Genomic DNA, 17114 nt, shown 5'->3' with positions numbered 1-17114 from the left:
TTCGGGGAACGTGCATGAAAACCGACATCAAGGTCGAGGCGGACAGGCTGGCGGCTGATCCACGCATCACCGACTATGATTTCTGGCGCTCGCTGAAGAACCTCAACAACGAGATCTTCCACATCGCCAACAACAACGAGCCGATTCCCTTCGCCATGATCCGCTGGCGCGCCATCCTGAAGCAGGCGCGGATGAAACGCGGCCACGCCTGAACGGTGCGGGAAGAAACAGACCGGCCGGCCGGTTTGCATTTCTGGGACGTTTGCGCTGCCCCTCATCCGGCTGCCGCCACCTTCCGCGTATAGTGACGGGGAAAAGGAGCTGGCCGCAGCCTCGGCGCTCTTTCAGCAAACGCTGGCAATTGACGAAACCATTGATGACAGCGTCCGAGAAGTGCCCGCAGGGCGATGAAGGGGCGGCGCGACGTTTCGAGTTAAGCGGACGACGTGCTGACGAACGACCCCAAGCATCAAAGCTGGCGCTTCACCGCCCCCAGCGGCGAGCGCGGCACCACCGGCGACGACTGGATGATCGCCGTGTTGGTCATCGCATGGGGAATGATCCGGTCGATCACTCGCTCGAGCTCGGCCACCGAGGCGACATGCACCAGCGCGATGAAGCAGTCCTCACCAGTGACCCGGTCGCATTGGGCGATTTCCGGCAGGTCGCGGATGATTTCGGCCACGACGGCGAGTTGCCCCGGCACCGGCCTGATGCGCAGCCATGCCGACAGCTTCATGCCCAGCGCGGCCGGATTGATGCGCACCGTATAGGCCTCGATCACACCGCTTTCCTGCAGCCGCTTGATGCGCTCGGCCACGCTCGGCGCCGACAGGCCGACCGATCGCGCCAGTTCGGCGGTGCTGGTGCGCGCGTCCTTTTCCAGCAGGCGCAGGATTTTCAGATCCGCCGGGCCCAGATCGGTATTTTCATTTCGAAGGCGTTTCAGCGGAATACTCCTTGATTTCGGAAAGCAAATAGCCGCAATGACCGACCATCATCCATATCAATGGCAAAAATCGCCTGCGATACTGACCCCATGCAAGATCGGACGCAAGCCCCGGCAGCAAGTCCGGCACTCGCCGGCCCCGCCTTTACCTTGGCAAACGCGGTCCCGCCGCATCTCTGGTTCGGCGTCAGCGCCGTGTTCCACTATCTCGGACCGGCCTTCGCGGTGCTGCTGTTCCCGCATGTCGGCGTGCTCGGCATGGCTTGGCTGCGCATCGCCACCGCGGCACTCGTCTTTGCCCCGTTGACCCGGCCGTGGGCGGTCTTCGCCCGCGCCGATCGCTCGACGCGGTTGTTGCTTCTGGCCTTCGGCGTCTGCCTTGGGGTGATGAATTGCTCGTTTTACCTGGCGCTCGACCGGCTGCCGATCTCGCTGGTGGCGGCGATCGAATTCGTCGGCACTATCGGCGTCGCGCTTGTCGGCCTCAGAAGCCCGCGCAATCTCGCCGCCCTCGCAACCGCTGTCGCCGGCACCCTGTTGCTGATCGACGTCAAATGGTCGAGCGATCCCGTCGGCCTGTTCTGGGCCTTCCTCAACGGCACGCTGTTCGTTGGCTACATCGTGCTCGGCCACCGCGTCGCGCGCGGCGGCGCCGGCGATGGCATCGTCGGGCTGGGTGCCGCCATGGCGGTCGCCCTTCTCGTCGTTCTGCCGATCGGTTTCGCCGATGCCCTGCCGGCTTTCTCGGCGCCGCCGCTGCTGCTTGCGGCGGTCGGCGTCGGTATCTGCTCGTCGGTCATTCCCTATATATGCGACCAGCTTGCCATGTCGCGGCTGCCGCGCTCCAGCTTCGCGCTGATGCTGTCTTTGCTGCCGGTCACCGCGACGTTGATCGGCGTCATCGTGCTGCGGCAGGTGCCGAGCCTCACCGACTGCGTTGGCATCGCGCTGGTGGTGGCCGGCGTCGCCCTTCACAAACCGGCGCCGGCGCCCACCTGATCAGGTCAGCTTCTCCTTGAGGAAAGCGATCGTCCGGCCCCAGGCGAGGTCAGCCGCCTTCTTGTCGTAGCGGGCCGCCGACGTATCGTTGTTGAAGGCATGGTTGGCGCCTTCATAGACATAGACCGAGTATTCGACATGAGCCGCGTCGAGTGCCTTCTTGAAGGCATCGATGCCGGCATTGGTGCGGGTGTCGAGGCCGGCATAATGCAGCATGAGCGCGGCCTTGATCTTCGGTACGTCCTCGGCCTTTGGCTGCATGCCGTAATAGGCGACGGCGGCTGCGAGGTCCGGCGCGTTGACGGCCAGCATGTTCACCGTGCCGCCGCCCCAGCAGAAGCCGACGGCGCCGACCTTGCCGTTGCCGTCCTTGTAGCCTTTGAGGTAGGCGACCGTTGCCACGGCATTGGCGGCGACCTGTGCTGGATCGAGCTGGGAAAACAGGTCACGTGCCCTGTTTTCGTCGTCCGGCGTGCCGCCGAGCGGTGTCATGAAGTCCGGCGCAAGCGCCACGAACCCTTCCAGCGCAACGCGCCGCGCCACGTCGCGAATATGCGGGTTGAGACCCCTGTTCTCATGCACGACGATGACGGTACCAAGCTTGCCGGTCTGGTCCGCCGGCCTGACCAGATAGCCCTTCATCTCGTCGCCGCTGCCGGGATAGCTGATGTCTTCGCCTTTCACACGCGGATCGTATTCCGCCACGATTGCCGCCTGGGCCGAGTTCGCCGCCAGCAGCGGCGCGATCGCGGCAGCTGCCGCACCCGATCCGGCAAGCCTGGTCAATTGCTCCATGAAGCGGCGCCGGTCGAGCGTCAGATGCGTGTATTCGTCATAGGCATCGATCATCGCCTGGGTAATGACAGGCTTGGCGGCAGTGGGTCCGGCAGGTGTTGTCATGGCGCGCTCCTCGTGGGCCCCCGCGGCAACATAGAGCCGAAGCTTGCCTGGTCCAGTCACGGCTGAGTGAGGCTGCCAAAAGTCCCTGCACGACGACCGTGATGCCCGGCGCCGCACTGTCGTTAAATTTTGGTCCTTTGTGGCAATGCTAAATGCACGCACCACGATGTAAAAAGAAGTTACCGGGCTATGCCTCATTCGGGCCATTTGGCGAACGAGAATGGCCATTTGGCGGGAAAAGAATGCCTGATTAACGACGAAGGAATACGCCCATGACCTTTCCCTCCCCGGTTTTGGCAAGTGGGTTCGCCCTCGCCGCCATGGCTTTGCTGGCGCTGCGGTTCACTGCCTTCCTCGCCTTCAAACGATCGTTGATCAAGATCCGCGTCAACCGGCACCCGCCCGCAAACACCAAAGCCTGAGGAAAGATCATGGACGTTCAGGACATCATCAACACCGTCTCCCAGAAATCCGGTCTCAACCAGGCTTTGACGGAAAAGATCGCCGGCACGATTTTCTCGGTGCTTGAACACGAGGCGGAAGGCACGACTCTGTCCAGCTTCTTTGCCAAAATCCCGGGAGCAGACGCCCTGGCCAAGCAATATGATGTCATGGCTCCCGGCGCGGCTTCCGGTGGTGGCCTCCTGTCCTCGCTGGAGGGCGCGCTCGGCGGCGCTCTCGGCGAAAAGACCGGCGCGCTGATCAACGGCGTCGCCATACTCAAGGCATCGGGCCTTACGCTAGCACAGATCAGTCAGGCCGGCACGATGCTGGTCCAGCAGGCCGAGGCAGCAGCCGGCCCGCAGCTGACCAATGAGGTCCTTGCATCGGTACCCGACCTGAAAGGGCATCTCGGGCTCTGAAGGAACTTCTCTATTTCGGCAGCGTGTAGGCCATCACATAATCGCCCGGCTTGGTGCCGACCGAGCCGTGGCCGCCGGCAACGATAACGACGAACTGGCGTCCGTCGGCTACCGTGTAGGTCATGGGTGTCGACTGCCCGCCGGCAGGCAGCCGCGCCTGCCAGAGCTGCTTGCCGGTCGTCAGGTCATAGGCGCGCACATAGTCGTCGACCGCCGCACCGAGGAAGGCGACGCCGCCGGCAGTGATCATCGGCCCGCCAATGCCGGGAACGCCGACCTTGAACGGCAGCGGCAACGGCGTCATGTCGTAGACGGTGCCGTTGCGATGCTTGTAGACGATCTTGCCGGTCCGAAGGTCGGCACCGGCGACATAGCCCCAGGGCGGCGCCTGGCAGGGAATGCCGAGCGGCGACAGGAACGGCTTCAATATCACTGCGTAAGGCGCACCCTCATTGCGGTTCAGGCCTTGTTCGCTGCCCTTGGTGTCACCGGGCGGCGGCACGTCGGCGCGCGGCACCAGCTTGGAGATGAACGCCAGGTATGTCGGCATGCCGAACATCACCTGCCGGACCGGATCGACTGCCACGCCGCCCCAGTTGAAGGTGCCGAAATTTCCGGGGTAGATCAGCGAGCCCTGCAGCGACGGCGGCGTATAGCGGCCCTCATAGCGCAACTTGCGAAGCTCGATCCGGCAGGCCAGCTGGTCGAACATGGTAATGCCCCACATGTCGGCGCCGGTCAGCGGTTTCGGACTGAAGCTCAGGTCCGAGAACGGCTGCGTCGGCGAGGTATGGTCGCCCTCGATCGCGCCGCCGGGTGCTGGCACTTCCTTGACCGGAACGATCGGCTCGCCGCTGCGCCGGTCGAGCACATAGAGGTCGCCCTGCTTGGTCGGCCCGACCAGCGCCGGCACCACGCCATTTTCCGTGGTGATGTCGACCAGCGTCGGCTGCGCCGGCACGTCCATGTCCCAGAGGTCGTGATGCACGGTCTGCCGTACCCAGCGCAACTGTCCGCTGTTGAGATCGAGCGCGGTGATCGACGAGGAGAATTTCTCGTCATTGGCGCTGCGCCCGGCGCCGAGCTGGTCCGGCGTCTTGTTGCCGAGCGGCACATAAAGCAGGCCGAGCTTTTCGTCGGCGCTTGCCGTCGACCACATGTTGGGCGAGTTGTTGGTGTAGGTCTGGCCCGGCGGCAGCGGCGTCGTCTGGTCCGGATTGCCGGAATCCCAGTTCCACAACAGCGCGCCTGTGTCGGCATCGTAGGCACGGATGACACCGGACGGCTCCTGCGTCGAATAATTGTCGTTGACCGCGCCACCGACGATGATCTTGTTGGCGACGATCAGCGGCGCCGAGGTCGAATAATAATAGCCCGGCTTCGGATAGGGCATGTTGGCGAGCAGGTTCAGCGTGCCACCCTCGGCAAATGTGGGGCAGACCTGGCCATTCACCGCATCGAGGGCGATCAGCCGAGCGTCGGACGTCGGCAGGTAGATGCGTGTGGCGCAGGGCTGGCCGGCGGCGATCTTGGCGTCGGCATAATAGGACACGCCGCGGCAGGTCTGGTGCTGGCGGTCCTTGTTTAGCTTGACCTGGGGATCGAAGCGCCATTTCTCCTTGCCGCTCGCGGCATCGATGGCGATGGCGAAGTTATGCGGTGTGCAGATGTAGAGCGTGTCGGCAATCTTCAGCGGCGTCACCTGATAAGTCGTCTCGCCGATGTCGTCGGGCCCTTTCACGTCGCCGGTTTGATAGGTCCAGGCCGGCTGCAGATTGGCGACGTTTTCCGGGGTGATCTGGTCGAGCGGCGAATAGCGCTGGCCATAGGGTGTACGGCCGTAATAGTGCCATTCGCCGGGCGGCACATTGCCGCCGAGATCGGCCGTCGGCGTCACCTTGTCAGTGTTGAGTTCACCCGTAATATCCTTTGGATCGACCGTCATCGAATAACCGGCGACGGCAAGCGATGCCAGCACGGCGAGGATAAGCGGTGCGCGTCCGTCGGGACCGGTAAGCCCGCGCCGCGCCCATGGCGTCAGCAGCCATAGCGCGACAAGCACGATGATGCCGCCGCGCGGGCCGAGCTCCCACCAGTCGAAGCCGATCTCCCAGACCGCCCAGGCGAGCGTGCCGAGCACGATCGCCGCGTAGAGCCACAGCGCGGTGGATCTGCGCCTGTAGAGCAGCCAGGCCGCGACAAGGAAAGCTAGACCGGCGATGACGTAATACCAGCTGCCGCCCAGCGTCACGAGCCAGATACCGCCGCCGCCAAGCGCCAGGCCGATGAGGAAAAGGATCAGGGAGGTGATGACCACAGCCAAGACGGTGCTCCTTCGACTGGTGCGCTCCGCGACGCGTCCATGGGCAACCCGGCATTGCGCTCCTGCCCCGAGCACAACTTTCTCCGGCCCGCCTCCCCTGTCAAGCAAGCTCGGCGTTTTACGGCGCCGGCCCTCGGCAAGCCCGGCGTTTTGGTTAGCAGACCCATTCAGATTGTGAGCCTACCGACCGGACAGAGAACAAAACGGAGACGCTTCTGGCCTTTCGCTGCCGAATCACTACATTCGGTGAGAGATGTCCGGCTTTTCGGAAGACATGCCCTTGTTTGACGAACCGAACGCGCGGCCTGTGGCCCCGTCGGGCATTGCCGCGCGCGCCATGGCTGCCCGCAGCAACCAGAACAACGCGCCCGATTATCTCAACGGCCTCAACCCCGAGCAGCGGCTGGCGGTGGAAACCACCGAAGGCCCGGTGCTGGTGCTGGCCGGCGCCGGCACCGGCAAGACGCGGGTGCTCACCACCCGCATCGCCCACATCCTTGCCACCGGCAAAGCCTTCCCTTCGCAGATCCTCGCCGTCACCTTCACCAACAAGGCGGCGCGCGAGATGAAGCAGCGCATCGGCCTGTTGATCGGCGAAGGCAATGTCGAGGGCATGCCGTGGCTCGGCACCTTCCACTCGATCGGCGTCAAACTGCTGCGCCGACACGCCGAGCTGGCCGGGCTCAAATCCGACTTCACCATTCTCGACACCGACGACGTGGTGCGCCTGATCAAGCAGCTCATCCAGGCCGAAGGGCTGGACGACAAGCGCTGGCCGGCCAAGCAGTTCGCTCAGATGATCGACGGCTGGAAGAACAAGGGCCTCGGTCCCGCCGACATCCCCGAGGGCGATGCCCGTGCCTTCGCCAACGGCAAGGGCCGCGAGCTCTACAAGGCCTATCAGGAACGGCTGCAAACGCTGAACGCTTGCGACTTCGGCGATCTCCTATGCCACCCGATCCGCATCTTCCGCGCCAATCCGGACGTGCTGAAGGAATACCACAAGCGCTTCAAGTATATCCTCGTCGACGAATACCAGGACACCAACACCGCGCAATACATGTGGCTGCGCCTCCTGGCGCAGCGGCCACAATCCTCCCCCCTTGAGGGGGAGGTGCCCGCGAAGCGGGCGGAGGGGGTTGCCGCAGAAGGCACCGCCACGGGGTCGAGCACTGCCGCTCGGACCCCATCCGACCGGGCTTTGCCCGGCCACCCTCCCTTCAAGGGGGAGGGAAACTCGCGCCCGGCCACCGTTAATATCTGCTGCGTCGGCGACGACGACCAGTCGATCTATGGCTGGCGCGGCGCCGAGGTCGACAATATCCTGCGCTTCGACAAGGATTTTCCTGGCGCCACCATCATCAGGCTGGAGCGCAACTACCGCTCGACCGCGCACATCCTCGGCACCGCCTCCCACCTCATCGCCCACAATGAGGGCCGTTTCGGCAAGACGCTGTTCACCGAAAAGATCGCCGAGGACGACGAGAAGGTGCATGTCCACGCCGCGTGGGATTCCGAGGAGGAGGCCCGCGCCGTCGGCGAGACGATCGAGGCCTACCAGCGCCAGAAGCACAATTTGAACGATATGGCGATCTTGGTTCGCGCCTCCTTCCAGATGCGCGAGTTCGAGGACCGCTTCGTCACGCTCGGCCTCAATTATCGCGTCATCGGCGGCCCGCGCTTTTATGAGCGGCTGGAAATCCGCGACGCGCTGGCCTTCTTCCGCGTCGTCGCCCAGGGCGCCGACGACCTCGCCTTCGAGCGCATCGTCAACGTGCCGAAGCGCGGGCTCGGCGAAGCCACCATCCGCCAGATCCATGATACCGCACGCGCGCTGCGCATCCCGATGCTGGAGGCAGCGGCAAAACTCGCCGAGAGCGACGAGCTGAAGCCGAAGCCTCGCGCGGCACTGCGCGAAGTATCGGCCAATTTCGAACGCTGGCAGAAGGCGCTGGAAACCACGCCGCACACCGAGCTCGCCGAGACCATACTGGAGGAGAGCGGCTACACCGACATGTGGAAGAACGACCGCTCGGTTGAAGCGCCCGGTCGGCTCGAGAACTTAAAAGAACTGATCCGCTCCATGGAGGAGTATGAATCACTGCGCTCTTTCCTCGAACATGTCGCCTTGGTGATGGACGCCGAGCAGAACGCCGAGCTCGATGCCGTCAACATCATGACGCTGCATTCGGCCAAGGGCCTCGAATTCGAAACCGTGTTCCTGCCCGGCTGGGAGGAAGGCCTGTTCCCGCATCAGCGTTCCCTCGACGAGGGTGGCCGCTCCGGCCTGGAGGAGGAACGCCGCCTCGCCTATGTCGGCCTGACCCGCGCCAAGAAGAACCTGCACATCTGGTTCGTCTCCAATCGCCGCATCCACGGCCTCTGGCAGTCGACCATCCCGTCGCGCTTCCTCGACGAACTGCCGGAAGCCCATGTCGAAGTTTCCGAGGGCGGCAACTCCTATGGCGGCTACGGCAATGCCTATGGTGGCGGCTCGTTCGCCTCCGGTCGTGGCGGCCAAGGGGCGGGCAGGCAGAACCCCTATGGAGCATCGCGCTTCGACAACATCGGCGGCAATAACGGCGCCGAGAAATCCGGCGCTTTCTCCAGCACCTATGCGACGCCGGGCTGGCAGCGTGCTCAGGCCAACCGCACCGAAGCCACCGACCGCAATTGGGGCACGCGCTCCGGCCACCAGGTCGAGCGCATCGGCTATGGCGAAACCGACTCCGGCTACGGCGCCGGCCGCACCTCGATCAAGGGCCGCACCATCGACGGCGAGCTGGTCGCCAAATCCGTCGCCGACACGCCGTCCCCCTTCAGCGTCGGCGACCGCGTCTTCCACCAGAAATTCGGCAACGGCAACATCTCGGCCATCGAAGGCAACAAGCTGACCATCGACTTCGACAAAGCCGGCCAGAAACGCGTGCTGGACGGGTTTGTCACGGGGGTGTGAGGCCGCCCCTCACCGATACCGCGCCTGGTTCCACTTATGGCCGAGCAGCGACAGGATGATGATCAGGCCGTTGAAGAACTGGACGTAGAAGCCGCTCAGTCCAGCCGCGACGACGCCGGTCTGGATGAAAGAGACCGTGACCGCGCCAATCGCACCGCCGACGACCGTGCCGATGCCACCCCAGGTCGGCGTGCCGCCGACGAACACCGATGCCAGCACCGGCAGCAGGTATCCGTCCCCCGCCGTCGGCCACCAGGTGAAGTTGATCATCACCGAAAACGTGCCGGCGATCGCAGCCCCGATGCCGACGAAGACGAACACTTTTACCCGCACGCGCTTGACGTCGATGCCCATCTGCTGGGCGCTATCGGGATTGTCGCCGACCACCTTGACCTGCGCGCCGAAGCGATGGCGGTTGTAGAGCAGCGCCGACAGCACGACGAAGCCGATGGCCCAGAAGATCTGCACCGGAATGCCGTAAAGCTGGCTGGAGAAGATCTTGTAGGCCCAGCTGTCGGCAAGGCCGGTCAGTGCCGTCGACCTGCCCTCGTTGATGATCTGGATCAGGCCGCGCAGCAGGAAATTCATGCCGAGCGTGGCGATCAGCGACGACAACCCGCCATAGACGACCAGGGAGCCGACCAGGAAGCCGAGCAGCATGCCGGTGACCATTGCGGCGGCGATGCCGAGGAACGGGTCGTAGCCGGCCTGCACGACCAGCGCGAACACCCATGAGGCAAAGCCCATTGTCGCCGGAAACGACAGGTCGATCTCGCCACAGGTGACGACGAAGACCAGCGGCACAACTACGAACAACGCCACCGGCAGCGTGGTCAGCACGGAACTGTAAAGATACCAGGTGGTGAAGACCGTCGGATTGGCGATCATGAACACCGCCATCATAACGATGAACACGGCCAACGTGCCGAGTGCGGCGCGGTTGTCGAGGATGAACCCGCGCAACCAATTGTCGGACGGGTGTCGCCACTCTTTCCCGGCGGCTTCGCCATGCGTGCCGCCGAGGGGGCTCTGCAGATCGGGTTCCATGGTCTTGCTCATCGTGCCGCCCTCCCCGCATCGGCCACGTCGTGCAACCCCGGCAATCCGCTGGGGTGGGCGACGTCTTCCATGAAGTTGATCAGGTCTTCGGCCGACTTGACCTCGCTGCGGTCGGCGGTGAGCGCGACCTTGCCGCGGTCGAGCACCACGAACCGGTCGGCGATGTCGAAGACGTGGTGAATATTGTGGCCGATGAACAGGATCGACCGCCCGCTCGCCCGCACCTGGCGCACGAAGTGGAAGACCTTGGCGGTCTCGGTCAGCGATAGCGCCGTCGTCGGTTCGTCGAGGACTATCAGCTCCGCCTTCTTATAGATGGCCCGCGCGATCGCCACGCCCTGGCGTTCGCCGCCCGAGAGCTGGCCGACGATCGACTGTGGCGTGAACACTTTCGAAGTGAAGCCGATCTCGCGCATCAGCCGGCTCGCCTCCGCGATCTCCTTGTTGACCTTCAGCCAGCCAAGCCAGCCGGTGAGTTCGCGGCCCATGAAGATATTGCGCACGATGGTCTGCTGCACGGCGAGGGCTCGGTCCTGGAACACGGTCTCGATGCCGGCGTCGCGCGAGCGCGCAGGACTCCATCCGGTCACCGGCTTGCCGCGGACGAGAATCTCGCCGCTGGTCGGTTTGACCACGCCGGACAGGATCTTGATCAGCGTCGACTTGCCGGCGCCATTGTCGCCGATCAGGCCGACCACCTCGCCGCGATCGACGCTGAGATTAACCCCGCCCAGCGCATAGACCTGGCCATAGGACTTGCTGATGTCGCGCAGTTCTATGATGCGTTCGGCCATGGCGATCCTCGCTTGATTTTCGCGTGCCGGTCTTTTCGCCGGCGGTCCCGCCGGCCGGGCTCGATCCCGGCCGACGGCTTGGGAGGTCAGCGCAGCGCCTGCTTGGCGAGCTCGGCGACGATCTCGTAATTCTGTGGCGTGACGAAGCCGGCGCCGGTGTCGACATTCATCGGCGCAAGGCCGAGCACCACCTGCTGGCAGAGGCTGAGGATCGGCAGATATCCCTGCAGGAACGGCTGCTGGTCGGCTGTCAGTTGCACCCAGCCGCCCTTGAAGCCCTCGACGATCTGCGGGCTGGTGTCGAAGCCGAAGTTGAAGATATCGCCAGGCTTCCTGCCCGCCGCCTGCATGTAAGTCGGTACGTTGCCCAGCATCTGCCCGCCGGGATAGCCGACCGCCTTGACGTCTGGATTGTTGAGCAGTGCCGCGGTGATCACCGGAATTGCCAGATTGGGGTCGGAAGCCCATTCGCCGCTTGGCGGCGAGGAGAGCTGTATGACCTCGACGCCCGCCTCTTTGAGCGCGGCGACTGTGCCGCGTTCGCGCGCGCCGCGGCTCTCGTTCTCGAACGGGCCGATCATGATCGCCTTGTCGCCGGCCTTGAGCCCGGCCAGCTTGACCGCCTCGGCGCCGAGCGCGCGGCCCTGCTGCTCCTGCTGGGCGCCGACATAGCCGCCGCCGAACGCCGCCGTGACCGTCGGCACCGGCACGTTCTGGTACATCATCTTGATACCGTCCTTGTGTGCCTGTTCGGCCAGCGGCATGATCGCGGCGTCGCCGGGGTGGCCCATCATGGCGATGCCTTGGGGCTTGACCGCGACAGCCTCGCGCAATTGCTGCACCATCTTCTCGACATCCCACTGGGAAAAGATGTAGTCGACCTTCGGCCCAAGATCGGCTGCCGCCTGCTTGGCACCATTATAGACGATCGTGCCGAAGGCATCTCCCTCTGCCCCGCCGACGAAGAAACGGATATGGACATCCTTGCACCACTGGGCATCGAGCGCCTGCGCCGGCAAGGTCGAGAGTGCGGCGGCGAGTGCCATCGCGGCCGCCGCGACGGTCGAGCGCAGAACTGTCCTTCTCATCGTAATGCTCATGCACTTATCCTCCCTTTGTTCCCTCGCTAGCCGAGGGGTTTTGACGATCGCTTCGGCAAGGCGCCGCAATCTTTCCCTGGCCGGCACCTCCCGCCGGCCGAGTTCTCACACCGGGTTCGGCAGGTAGCTCGCGCCTCCCCGGCATTGTTGGAGATAATCCAGCGCACGCGCCTGGCCGGTGATCTCGAGATCGCCGCGATAGACCGGGTCGTGCCAGCCCTCGATGTCGATGGCGCCTTTGTAGCCGGCCAGCCGCAGCTCGCTGATCACCCTTGTCCAGTCGCTGTCGCCGAAACCCGGCGTGCGCATCTGAACGAACGGCAGGCGGCCGAACACGCCATGTTCGCGGATCACGTCCCAGCGCACGGTCGCGTCCTTGCCATGGACGTGGAAGATGCGCGGCGCCCATTTGCGGATCTGCGGGATCGGATCGATCAGATAGACCACCTGATGGCAGGGCTCCCACTCCAGGCCGAGATTGTCGTCCGGCAACTCGTTGAACATCAACTCCCAGGCGTCCGGATTGTGGGCGATGTTCCAGTCGCCGCTGGTCCAGTTGCCGTCCATGGCGCAGTTCTCGAACGCGATGCGCACGCCCTTGTCGGCGGCACGCCTGGCCAAGGGTCCCCAGACCTCGCGGAAACGCGGCAGGCTGTCGGGCAGCGGCTTGCCGCGAATGCGGCCGGTAAAGCCGCTGACCATATTGGCGCCGAACAGATGCGCGTTGTCGATGATCGTTTCCCACGCCTGGAGCACGCCGCGATCGATCTCGCCGCTCTCCAGCGGATTGCCGAACACGCCGATCGACGAGACGACGACATCGGCGTCGCCGATCGCCTCGCGGATCTCGCCCGCCAGCCGCGGAATGTCCTTGCCGCCCAGCGTCTGCCAGAAGAACGGCTGGATGCTCTCGAAGCCGAGCGGCAGGATCTGCCTGACATAGGCGGCCGGGTCGTCGAGATTGGCCCGCACCATTGTGCCAATCCTGATGTCGAGCAGCGGGTTTGGCATCATGATCCTTCCTGTGCAGCGATGGCGACCCGGCGCCCGGTCTCGGCGCTCTCGATCGCAGCGAAAACCATGGCCAGGCTCTTGATGTTGTCGGCGCCGCGCGTCTCCGGCTCGGTGCCGGTCTCGACGGCGCGGACGAAATCCTGGATGATGCCGAGATGGCCGCCGACGCGATCGGCCGGGTCGAGCGGCGGCACGGCTATCGGTTCGGTGCGGTCGAACAGGCCTTCACGGACCGGCTGCACGATTTCCGCCTTCAGCCCGTCCTCGCCGTCCCACACAATGCTGCCGCGCTCTGCGACGATCCGCCATGTACTGTCCCAGCTGGTGCGGAAGCCGGCCGCGCACCAGCTGCCGGCATAGGTGAACAGCTTGCCGCCGCCGAGGTCGAAGCTTGCGGTCGCCGACGACCCTTGCCGATACCAGGAATTGGCCGGCTCCCACTCCTGGCAATAGACACCGGTCGGCTCGCCGGCCGCCATGTAGCGGGCGGCATCGAATGTGTGGATCGCCATGTCGAGCAGCAGCACATGACGCATCTCCTCGCGAAAGCCGCCGAAATGCGGCGCGACGAAGAACTCGGCATGGATGCTGGTTGGCGCACCAATGGCGCCGGAATCGAGAAAGCGCCGGATGCGCCTGACATTGGCGACATAGCGGCGGTTCTGGACGACGGCATGGATACGCCCGGCGCTGCGGGCGGCCTCGACGATGGCACGCGCATTGTCCGGGCTGTCGGCGAGTGGCTTTTCGGTCAGCAGGTGGCAATTATGGGCAAAGGCGGAAAGCGCGACCTCGCGGCGAGCGGCGGGAACCACCACGTCGAATACCGCGTCGGGCCTGGTCTGGTCGAGCACGGCGTCGAGGTCGGTTCCAATGATGGCGCTCGAAAGCTCGTATTCGCGCGCCCTCGCCCGCGCCCGTTCGACATCGATATCGACCAGGCCGACAATGGCGAGCCCGTCGATCTGCCTGGCTGCATCGAGCCATGCCTTGCTCATGGCGCCGCAGCCGACCAGGACGACATTGATCATCCAGTGCTCCTCCCTCTCGGCCCCTCCAGACCGATCGTCACGGCGTTCACGGCAGGGCCGTGAATGTTTTCCGTAAACGTTTACGAGAACACACCCGATGGCGTAGAATGTCAATCGGCCGATAGCGAAAAACGTGATGCCGGCTTGGCCTGAACAGCAGCCGGTGCTAGCCAAGCAAGGGGGAGAACTGTCCTTTGGCGTCCAGCATTCACGACCTTGCGCGTCACCTGAACATTTCGATCGGCACGGTGTCGCGCGCGCTCAACGGCCGCGCCGACGTCAACGCCGACACACGCCAGCGCGTGCTCGATGCGGCCAAGAAGCTGAATTATTCGCCGAACCAGTCCGGCCGCAGTTTGCGGCGCGGCGCCACCCATTCGATCGCCTTCATGCTGCAGCCGCATCCGGGCGATCAGGAATATGGCGAGCCGTTCTTCATTCCGTTCCTGACCGGGTTGCAGGCCAAGCTCGCCGAAAGCGGACTCGACCTGATCGTGGTGATGGGCGCGCCGGGCGACTATCAGCAGGAGCGCCTGCGCCGTGTCGTCGAGACCCGGCGGGCCGATGCGGTGGTGCTGGCCTGGACGCGGCGCGAGGACGAGCGCATCGACTATCTGACCCAGGCCGGTTTCCCGTTCGCGACGCTCGGCCGCAGCCGCTCCGGCGGCGATGCCTACCCCTCGCTCGACCTCGACTTCGAAAAAGCCGGTGCTGACGCGGTCGATCGTCTTGTCGCGCGCGGTCACCGCCGCATCGCGGCCATCCGCCCGTCGCTCGATCTCAATTTCGGCTATCTGTTCCTCGCCGGCTATCGCAAGGCGTTGCGGCGGCACGGCATCGAATTCGACCCCGAGTTGATCGCCGACGGCTTCATCAACGAGGCAGGCGGCTACGCGGTGACGCCGAAGGTCATGCGCTCCAAGGACCCGCCGACCGCCATCATCTTCAACAATGACGCGATGGCGCTTGGCGGCTGCAAGGCTTTGGCCGAGGCGGGCATCAAGCCCGGCCACGACATCGCGGTGATCGTCATCGTCGACACCCCGCTCTGCCGCTATTTTTCGCCGGCGCTGACCGGCTTCCGCCCGGCGCTGGAGCCGATGGGCGAGCGGCTGGCCGAAATGCTGCTGGCATCGATCCCGGCTTACGCCGGCGCCGAAGGCGCACGCATCATCCGTGAAGTCTGGCCGCTGCAGCTGATCGCGCGCGACAGCGACTGACCGTGGCACTTCCCTTCTCCCCTTGGGGAGAAGGTGGCCGAGCCCACGGGTCTTGCCTTCGGCAAGCCAGAGGACAGGCTCAGCTCGGTCGGATGAGGGTGCTCCAGCTCGGCACCGAGGCACTCCGTCCAGCACCCCTCTTCCGTCTCGGCGCTGCGCGCCGATCCACCTTCTCCCACAAGGGGATGAAGGAACAAGCGCCCTCTGTCACGCAAGTATCATGTTCGCGTCCTAGACCTTTTTCGGAAAGCGCTGGCGGCATGTCGATGCGACGCCCGCTTCGGCTGTTTTGTCACAAAGAGGATTTCCATGAAAAACCTGCACCGAAACGCGTCCCTCGCGGTCGCGCTGGCGATGTTCACCGCCTTGACTCCGGCCTTGGCTGAAAACGCAGCGACCGTCGGCGGCGTCAGCTTCGTCAACAAGGGCCTGGTCGGTGTCGGTCGCATCCCGGCCAGCCAAAGGGACAAGTTCGGCGAGACGTTTGGCTCCGGCTCGGGCATGGCGATCGACGCTGCCGGCTGGACGCATGGCGCCGATGGCTATAAGGGCTCGCTGTGGCTGCTGCCGGATCGTGGCTACAATGTCGTCGGCACCACCGATTACCGTCCGCGCATCAACACGATTGCCATCGAATTCGCCCCGATCGCACCGGGTGCGGCACCAGCCGCCGGCCAGGAACAGTCCGGCCTCAAGGCAACCCTTGCCGACACCATGCTTTTGACCGACGACAAGGGCGCCGACGCAACCGGCCTCGATCCGCTCAACGGCGTGCGCGCCGCGACCGACGACATGCCGATCCTGCCCGAAGCCAACGGCAAGCTCGCGCTCGATAACGAGGCGATCGTGCGGCTGCCCGACGGCACCATGTTCATCTCGGACGAATATGGTCCGAACATCTACCACTTCTCCGCCGATGGGCGTCTGATGTCGGCAACGCAGTCGCCGGCGGCGCTTGTCCCGATGCGTCATGGAACGCCGAACTTCGCGTCCAACAATCCGGGACCGGGCGCGGCAGACCCAGATCCGACGGATCCCGAAACCGGCCGTCAGAACAACCAGGGCCTCGAAGGCATGGCACTGACGCCGGACGGGAAGTTCCTGATCGCTGTGCTGCAATCGGCCCCCAGACAGGATGGCGGCGATTCCGCTTCGACGCGCCAGAACACGCGCGCGCTGGTCTACGATGCCTCGGATCCGGCCCAACTCAAGCTTGCGCATGAATATGTCGTGCCGCTGCCGGTGTTCACCGATGCCAAGGGCAAGACCAAGATTGCCGCGCAGAGCGAAATCGTGGCTCTGTCGGACAAGACCTTCCTGATGCTGGCGCGCGACAGCGGCAACGGCCAGGGGGTGAAGGGCGACACCTCGCTCTATCGCGAGATCAGCGTCGTCGATGTGTCGGCGGCAACCGACATCGCCGGCACCGAGTTCGACAAGGACAAGCCGGTTGCGCCCAAAGGTGAGCTCGATCCCTCGGTGACGCCGGCCAAGCTGACGCCGTTCATCGACATCAACGACAAGACCGAGCTCGGCCGCTTCGGGCTGCACAATGGCGCGCCCAATGACCGCAACAACCTTTCGGAGAAGTGGGAGGCGATGTCGGTGGTGAGCGTCCTCGATCCAACACGGCCCGACGACTATTTCCTGTTCGTCGCCAACGACAATGACTTTCTCACCCAGGACGGCTTCCAGGTCGGCGCGGCCTACAAGGCCGAAGATGGCGCCGATGTCGACACGATGTTCCTAGTCTATCAGGTCACGCTTCCAGGCCTCGCCGGGAAGTAGCGACACCCCCAGGCACGGGGGGGGGGCCCCCCCCCCCCCCCCCCCCCCCCCGGGCCGCACGCAAATTGCCCGCGAAGGCATCATCGACATGGTCGCCGCCTTCAGTTGCCTTGATAAC

Annotated in this window: 15 protein-coding genes; 7 read left to right on the top strand and 8 right to left on the bottom strand. The window is 64.5% G+C overall.

The features are described from left to right. Positions 1-14 precede the first annotated feature (14 nt). Entirely contained in the window at positions 15-212 is a 198-nt protein-coding gene (locus NKH83_RS27565) for a hypothetical protein (RefSeq protein ID WP_023676715.1), read from the top strand. Between the two features lie 257 nt (positions 213-469). Here NKH83_RS27565 and NKH83_RS27560 read toward each other — a convergent pair whose 3' ends face one another. Continuing rightward, a complete protein-coding gene (locus NKH83_RS27560; protein WP_352808230.1) occupies positions 470-949 on the bottom strand; it encodes an Lrp/AsnC family transcriptional regulator in 480 nt (159 codons plus the stop codon). A 90-nt stretch (positions 950-1039) separates the two neighbouring features. On the opposite strand from NKH83_RS27560, the gene NKH83_RS27555 reads away from it, so the two are divergent. After that, positions 1040-1948: an EamA family transporter gene (locus tag NKH83_RS27555; protein WP_352808207.1), complete on the top strand. Its 909-nt coding sequence runs from the start codon at positions 1040-1042 to the stop codon at positions 1946-1948. Here NKH83_RS27555 and NKH83_RS27550 read toward each other — a convergent pair whose 3' ends face one another. Further along, positions 1949-2848 carry a dienelactone hydrolase family protein gene (locus tag NKH83_RS27550; protein WP_352808206.1) on the bottom strand — a complete coding sequence of 300 codons (900 nt, stop codon included), beginning with the start codon at positions 2846-2848 and terminating at the stop codon, positions 1949-1951. Between the two features lie 272 nt (positions 2849-3120). Here NKH83_RS27550 and NKH83_RS27545 point away from each other — a divergent pair, with 272 nt between their 5' ends. Both NKH83_RS27545 and NKH83_RS27540 read left to right on the top strand, forming a co-directional pair. Continuing rightward, a complete protein-coding gene (locus tag NKH83_RS27545) occupies positions 3121-3270 on the top strand; it encodes a hypothetical protein (RefSeq protein ID WP_352808205.1) in 150 nt (49 codons plus the stop codon). Between the two features lie 9 nt (positions 3271-3279). Further along, positions 3280-3711 carry a hypothetical protein gene (locus NKH83_RS27540; RefSeq protein ID WP_254818955.1) on the top strand — a complete coding sequence of 144 codons (432 nt, stop codon included), beginning with the start codon at positions 3280-3282 and terminating at the stop codon, positions 3709-3711. A gap of 10 nt (positions 3712-3721) precedes the next feature. Here the strand turns inward: NKH83_RS27540 and NKH83_RS27535 are convergent, their stop codons facing one another. Then, positions 3722-6034, bottom strand: a complete 2313-nt coding sequence (locus NKH83_RS27535) for a glucose/quinate/shikimate family membrane-bound PQQ-dependent dehydrogenase (RefSeq protein ID WP_352475343.1) — start codon at positions 6032-6034, stop codon at positions 3722-3724. A 253-nt stretch (positions 6035-6287) separates the two neighbouring features. Between NKH83_RS27535 and NKH83_RS27530 the strand changes: the two genes are divergently transcribed. Continuing rightward, positions 6288-8990, top strand: a complete 2703-nt coding sequence (locus tag NKH83_RS27530) for an ATP-dependent helicase (protein ID WP_352808204.1) — start codon at positions 6288-6290, stop codon at positions 8988-8990. A gap of 9 nt (positions 8991-8999) precedes the next feature. On the opposite strand, the gene NKH83_RS27525 is transcribed toward NKH83_RS27530, so the two are convergent. The 5 genes from NKH83_RS27525 to NKH83_RS27505 form a co-directional block, all read right to left on the bottom strand. Beyond that, complete coding sequence (locus tag NKH83_RS27525; RefSeq protein WP_352475345.1) at positions 9000-10049, bottom strand: ABC transporter permease; 1050 nt, start codon at positions 10047-10049, stop codon at positions 9000-9002. Beyond that, on the bottom strand, positions 10046-10843 hold the full coding sequence (locus NKH83_RS27520) for an ATP-binding cassette domain-containing protein (RefSeq protein WP_352475346.1): 798 nt from the start codon (positions 10841-10843) through the stop codon (positions 10046-10048). The genes NKH83_RS27525 and NKH83_RS27520 overlap by 4 nt, the downstream gene beginning before the upstream one ends. A gap of 86 nt (positions 10844-10929) precedes the next feature. Next, a complete protein-coding gene (locus NKH83_RS27515) occupies positions 10930-11943 on the bottom strand; it encodes a substrate-binding domain-containing protein (protein ID WP_352475347.1) in 1014 nt (337 codons plus the stop codon). Positions 11944-12048: 105 nt separating this feature from the next. After that, on the bottom strand, positions 12049-12954 hold the full coding sequence (locus NKH83_RS27510) for a sugar phosphate isomerase/epimerase family protein (RefSeq protein ID WP_502895633.1): 906 nt from the start codon (positions 12952-12954) through the stop codon (positions 12049-12051). After that, positions 12954-13988, bottom strand: a complete 1035-nt coding sequence (locus NKH83_RS27505) for a Gfo/Idh/MocA family protein (protein ID WP_352475349.1) — start codon at positions 13986-13988, stop codon at positions 12954-12956. The genes NKH83_RS27510 and NKH83_RS27505 overlap by 1 nt, the downstream gene beginning before the upstream one ends. A gap of 194 nt (positions 13989-14182) precedes the next feature. On the opposite strand from NKH83_RS27505, the gene NKH83_RS27500 reads away from it, so the two are divergent. Then, positions 14183-15208 (top strand): LacI family DNA-binding transcriptional regulator, encoded by a 1026-nt coding sequence (locus NKH83_RS27500; protein ID WP_352475350.1) that lies wholly within the window; start codon positions 14183-14185, stop codon positions 15206-15208. Between the two features lie 309 nt (positions 15209-15517). After that, positions 15518-16996, top strand: a complete 1479-nt coding sequence (locus tag NKH83_RS27495; RefSeq protein ID WP_352703523.1) for an esterase-like activity of phytase family protein — start codon at positions 15518-15520, stop codon at positions 16994-16996. Positions 16997-17114 lie beyond the last annotated feature (118 nt).

Origin of the sequence: Mesorhizobium sp. M0909, from assembly GCF_040319515.1 — a bacterium.
Lineage (GTDB): Bacteria > Pseudomonadota > Alphaproteobacteria > Rhizobiales > Rhizobiaceae > Mesorhizobium.
This window is presented reverse-complemented; position numbering and strand designations above follow the sequence as displayed.